Annotated in this window: 5 protein-coding genes; all 5 read left to right on the top strand. The window is 74.9% G+C overall.

From position 1 onward, the window contains the following. Window positions 1-189: hypothetical protein (locus ACFWOG_RS39640; RefSeq protein ID WP_380364491.1), on the top strand; the 189-nt coding region annotated here is incomplete at its 5' end. Between the two features lie 57 nt (window positions 190-246). Continuing rightward, window positions 247-1,056 carry a LytR/AlgR family response regulator transcription factor gene (locus ACFWOG_RS39635; RefSeq protein WP_380364489.1) on the top strand — a complete coding sequence of 270 codons (810 nt, stop codon included), beginning with the start codon at window positions 247-249 and terminating at the stop codon, window positions 1,054-1,056. Between the two features lie 221 nt (window positions 1,057-1,277). Then, entirely contained in the window at window positions 1,278-1,652 is a 375-nt protein-coding gene (locus ACFWOG_RS39630; RefSeq protein WP_380364487.1) for a hypothetical protein, read from the top strand. A gap of 22 nt (window positions 1,653-1,674) precedes the next feature. After that, window positions 1,675-3,459 carry a cation acetate symporter gene (locus ACFWOG_RS39625; RefSeq protein WP_380364485.1) on the top strand — a complete coding sequence of 595 codons (1,785 nt, stop codon included), beginning with the start codon at window positions 1,675-1,677 and terminating at the stop codon, window positions 3,457-3,459. Then, window positions 3,456-4,670, top strand: coding sequence for a sensor histidine kinase (locus ACFWOG_RS39620; RefSeq protein WP_380364483.1), 1,215 nt, complete (start codon window positions 3,456-3,458; stop codon window positions 4,668-4,670). The genes ACFWOG_RS39625 and ACFWOG_RS39620 overlap by 4 nt, the downstream gene beginning before the upstream one ends. The last annotated feature ends 120 nt before the right edge of the window (window positions 4,671-4,790 follow it).

Genomic DNA, 4,790 nt, shown 5'->3' with positions numbered 1-4,790 from the left:
CCGATCGCCAAGCCGAAGCAGATCAAGATCGTCGGCGAGCTCCCGAAGACCCGCTCCGGCAAGATCATGCGCCGCCTGCTGCGCGACATCGCCGAAGGCCGCGAGATCGGCGACACCACCACCCTCGCCGACTCCACCGTGATGAACCTCATCCAGGCCCAGCTCCCCCCGGCGGGCAGCGAGGGCTGACCGGGAGCGGCGGCGCAGCAGGGCGGACGCCGCCCGATGCGGTCTACACTCCGCAGCATGCTGCGCGTACTGGCCGTCGACGACGAGGCGCCGGCGCTTGAGGAACTGCTGTACCTCCTGCGCTCCGACCCGCGGGTCCGGAGCGCCGAGGGCGCCGGCGGCGCCACCGAAGCGCTGCTCCGCCTCAGCCGGGCACTCGACGCGGGACCCGACAGTCCGGAAGCCGTCGACGTCGTCTTCCTCGACATCCACATGCCGGGCCTGACGGGGCTCGACATGGCCAAACTCATCGCCGGGTTCGCCCGGCCTCCGCTGATCGTCTTCGTCACCGCCCACGAGAACTTCGCCGTCGCGGCCTTCGACCTGAAGGCCGTCGACTACGTGCTCAAGCCAGTACGACGGGAGCGGCTGGCCGAGGCGGTCCGGCGGGCGAGCGAACTGGCCGAAGCCGCGCGCGAGGGCGCCCCCGTCCCGGCCGACGTCCGGCCGGAGGCGCCCTCCGTCACGGCGGAGAACGCTCAGCCCGGGGGCCCGGCCGAGTACATCCAGGTGGACCGCGCGGGTGTCTCCCGGCTCGTGCCGCTCACCGACATCGCCTACGTCGAGGCCCACGGCGACTACGCACGGCTGCACACGGCCGACGGCGACCACCTCGTGCGGATCCCGCTGGCCGTCCTGGAGGAACGCTGGGCCCCGCACGGCTTCGTCCGCATCCACCGCAGCCACCTCGTCGCCCTCGGTCGCATCGACGAGCTCCGGCTCGACTCCGGGGCGACCACCGTGCGCATCGGGACCACCGTCCTCGCGGTCAGCCGCCGCCACGCCCGCCACCTCCGCGACCTCCTGATCCGTCGCGCCCACGGCTGACACCCGGACGCCGTACCGCCCCACCGCACCGCACCGCGCCGCCGCACCGCCCGCCCGCCCGAGGTCCGGTCCGCACCTCCGCCGTCACGCTCCGCAGCACCTCACCACGGCGTCGGATTCATCCGCACATGACCTACCTTCTTCCGCCGCCGCTCTGTACTCTTCGAGGACTCCGGACGCCCGTCCGGACGGTCCCGCCGAACGATGCCGGAGCCGACGCGATGCCAGCAGAGCACCGACCCCGCCGCGAGGTGGTCACCGGCATACCCAGACGCGCCGGCCGTCCGCCAGGTGACCGCCCGGCGCGCAGCGAGATCGCCGAACGGACACCCCTCGGGGACGTGTACGTGCGCTCCCTGATGCGGAGTCAGCTGCGCGCGGGGCTGTCCGCGCTGGGCCTGCTCCTCCTGTTGGTCGGCACCCTCCCGCTGCTGTTCGCCTCCCCCACCGCCGGCTCCGTCCCGGCCCGCGGTCCGGTCCTCTGGGCCGTGCTCGGCGTGGCCGTCCCCCCGGTGATCTGGCTCGTCGCCCGCCGCTACGTGCGCCGCGCCGAACGCAACGAGCGCGACTTCACCGGGCTCGTCGAGGGCCGCTGAGCACGGCGACGGGATCGGACCGGTGAACCAGACCTACGCGGTGACGGCCGTCGCGCTCGTCGTCGTCGCCACCGTCCTATTCGGCGCGCTGGGCCTGCGCGTCTCCCGCACCACCTCCGACTTCTACGTCGCCTCCCGGACCGTCGGCCCCGGACTGAACGCCGCCGCCATCAGCGGCGAGTACCTCTCCGCCGCCTCCTTCCTCGGCATCGCCGGACTGCTCTTCCTCCAGGGCCCGGACATGCTCTGGTACCCGGTCGGCTACACGGCCGGCTTCCTGGTCCTGCTGGCCCTGGTCGCCGCCCCGCTGCGCCGCTCCGGCGCGTACACCCTCCCGGACTTCGCCGAGGCCCGGCTCGAATCGCCCGCCGTGCGCCGGCTGGCCGCCCTGTTCGTCGTCGGCATCGGCTGGCTCTACCTGCTGCCGCAGCTGCAGGGCGCCGGCCTCACCCTGGAGATCCTGACCGGCGCCCCCGGATGGCTCGGGGGCGTCGTCGTCGCCCTGGTCGTCACCGGAGTCGTCGCCGCCGGCGGGATGCGCAGCATCACCTTCGTCCAGGCCTTCCAGTACTGGCTGAAGCTCACCGCACTGCTGGTCCCCGCGCTGTTCCTGCTCGCCGCCTGGTTCGGCGACGACACGCCGCGGGCCGGGTTCGACGCGACGGCCGTCCTCCGACAGCACACCGTGGTGCGGATCGACGACACCGTCCGGGTCGACCTGGACGGGCCGCTGACCGTGGGGGTCACCGGCGCCATCGACGGTGCCCGCCACGGCGGGGAGCAGCTCACCCTGGACAGGGGCACCCACCGCATCGCCGCCGGGACGGAGCTGTCCTTCGCCCCCGGCACGGAGGTCCCCCGACGGGTCTCCACCGGGCCCGAGCCGGTCCGTTCCTCGCCGTTCACGGAGGACGGCGGCCAGGGCCACCGGCTGTACGCGACGTACGGGCTGATCATGGCGACCTTCCTCGGCACGATGGGGCTGCCGCACGTCGCCGTCCGCTTCTACACCAGCCCCGACGGGCGGGCGGCGAGGCGTACCACGCTGGTGGTCCTCGCGCTGGTCGCCGCCTTCTACCTGCTGCCGCCGGTGTACGGCGCGCTGAGCCGCGTCTACGCGCCCGAGCTCGCCCTCACGGGCGCGGCCGACGCCGCGGTGCTCGTCCTGCCGGAGCGCGTGATCGGCGGCGTGACGGGGGACCTGCTGGGTGCGCTGCTGGCCGGCGGCGCCTTCGCGGCCTTCCTGTCCACCGCGTCCGGGCTGACCACGTCCGTCGCCGGAGTGCTGTCCCAGGACGTCCTGCCCTCGGCGGGGGTCCGGTCCTTCCGGCTGGCCGCCGTCATCGCCATGGCCGTGCCCTGTGCGGTGAGCGTCACGGCCTCCCACGTGCCGGCCGCGGACGCGGTCGCCCTTCCCTTCGCCGTGGCGGCGTCCTCCTTCTGTCCGTTGCTCGTTCTCGGGATCTGGTGGCGCCGGCTGACGCCGCCGGGCGCCGCGGCCGGCCTCCTCGCCGGAGGCGGCTCGGCCCTGGTGGCCGTCCTGGTGTCCCGGTCCGGGATCGCCCCCGGGGGCTGGGGCGACGTCCTGCTGGCCTGGCCGGCCGTCTGGTCGGTGCCGCTCGGCTTCCTCACCATGGTGCTGGTGTCGCTCGCGACACCGCGGCACGTACCGGCCGGGGCCGCCGCCGTCCTGGCGCGGCTCCACCTGCCCGAGGACATGGTCGGCCTCCCCCGGCCGAGGCCGGTCCCCGGCCCGGGCGCCGGTGGCGGCGCCGCCCGGCAGCCGGATCCCGCGGGGCGGCCGTGACCGCGGCGACCGTCACCACCCTGTGCACCGCCGTGGCCGTGCTGCTCGCCGTCGGCTTCCTGCTCGGCCGGGCGAGCGTACGGCGCGGGCCGGCACGAGACCTCGATCTCGGGACCCCGGTCGAGCGGGCGACGTTCCAGACCCTGCACACGGCGTCCCTGGCCGCCCCTCCGCTGCGGGCCGGGCTCACCGGGGACACCGCCCGCAGGGCCGCCCGCCAGCTGCGTTCCCTGCTCGGCACCGAGGCCCTGTGCCTCACCGACCGGGAAGCCGTCCTGGCCTGGGACGGCCGGGGCGCCGACCACCACCCGCAGCGGGTGATGGGGCGGATCACGGAGGTCCTCGCGTCGGGGCGCAGCCAGAGCGTCCACACCGGCTGCGACGATCCCGCCTGCCCGCTCCGCTGGGCCGTCATCGCCCCACTGACCGGGGAGGAGGGCGTCCTCGGCGCGCTCGTGGCCTACGGGTCACGCGAGTCCGCGGTGCTGGTGCGGGCCGCGACCGAGGTCGCCCGCTGGGTGTCCGTGCAACTGGAGCTGGCCGAGCTGGACCGCTCGCGGACGCGGATCATCGAGGCGGAGATCCGTGCGCTGCGGGCGCAGATCTCCCCGCACTTCATCTTCAACTCGCTGGCGGCGATCGCGTCCTTCGTCCGGACCGACCCCGAGCGGGCCCGTGAACTCCTTCTGGAGTTCGCGGACTTCACCCGGTACTCGTTCCGCCGTCAGGGCGACTTCACGCACCTCGCCGACGAGTTGCGCTGCATCGAGCAGTATCTGGCGCTGGCTGGCGCCCGGTTCGGCGACCGGTTGAAGGTGACCCTCCAGGTGGCTCCCGAGGTGCTTCCCGTCACCATGCCCTTCCTCTGCCTCCAGCCGCTGGTGGAGAACGCCGTCAAGCACGGTCTGGAGAACTCGGGGGGCGAGTGCCGGATCTCCATCTCCGCCCAGGACGCCGGCGCCGAGGCGGTGGTGACGGTCGAGGACGACGGGGTCGGTATGGACCCTGCGGAGCTGCGGCGTGTCCTGGCCGGGGAGGCGGGCGGGGCGTCGGGCATCGGTCTGTGCAACGTCGACGAACGGCTGCGGCGGGTCTACGGCGACGACCACGGGCTGGTCGTCGAGACGGCCGTGGGGGCGGGGACGAAGGTGACGGTCCGGCTCCCCAAGTTCCGCGCGGGTGTGCACCGGGTGCCCCGCAGCGGCGCCTGACCCGCCCGGACCCGGCCGGGGCCGGGTCCGGGCGGGGGGGGGCGGGGGGGGGGGGCCGGGCGGGTGGGGCCGGGCGGGTGGGGCCGGGCGGGGGGGGCCGGGGGGGGGGGGGCGGGCGGG

It is taken from the genome of Kitasatospora sp. NPDC058406 (assembly GCF_042722765.1).
GTDB lineage: Bacteria > Actinomycetota > Actinomycetes > Streptomycetales > Streptomycetaceae > Kitasatospora.
Note: the sequence above shows the minus strand (reverse complement) of the source record. Positions and strands in the feature narration are given on the sequence as shown.

What these genes read in the sequence shown, in the direction of transcription:
- ACFWOG_RS39630 (WP_380364487.1), top strand. Translation starts at nt 1,278, where the DNA reads ATGCCAGCAGAGCACCGACCCCGCCGCGAGGTGGTCACCGGCATACCC.
- ACFWOG_RS39635 (WP_380364489.1), top strand. Translation starts at nt 247, where the DNA reads ATGCTGCGCGTACTGGCCGTCGACGACGAGGCGCCGGCGCTTGAGGAA.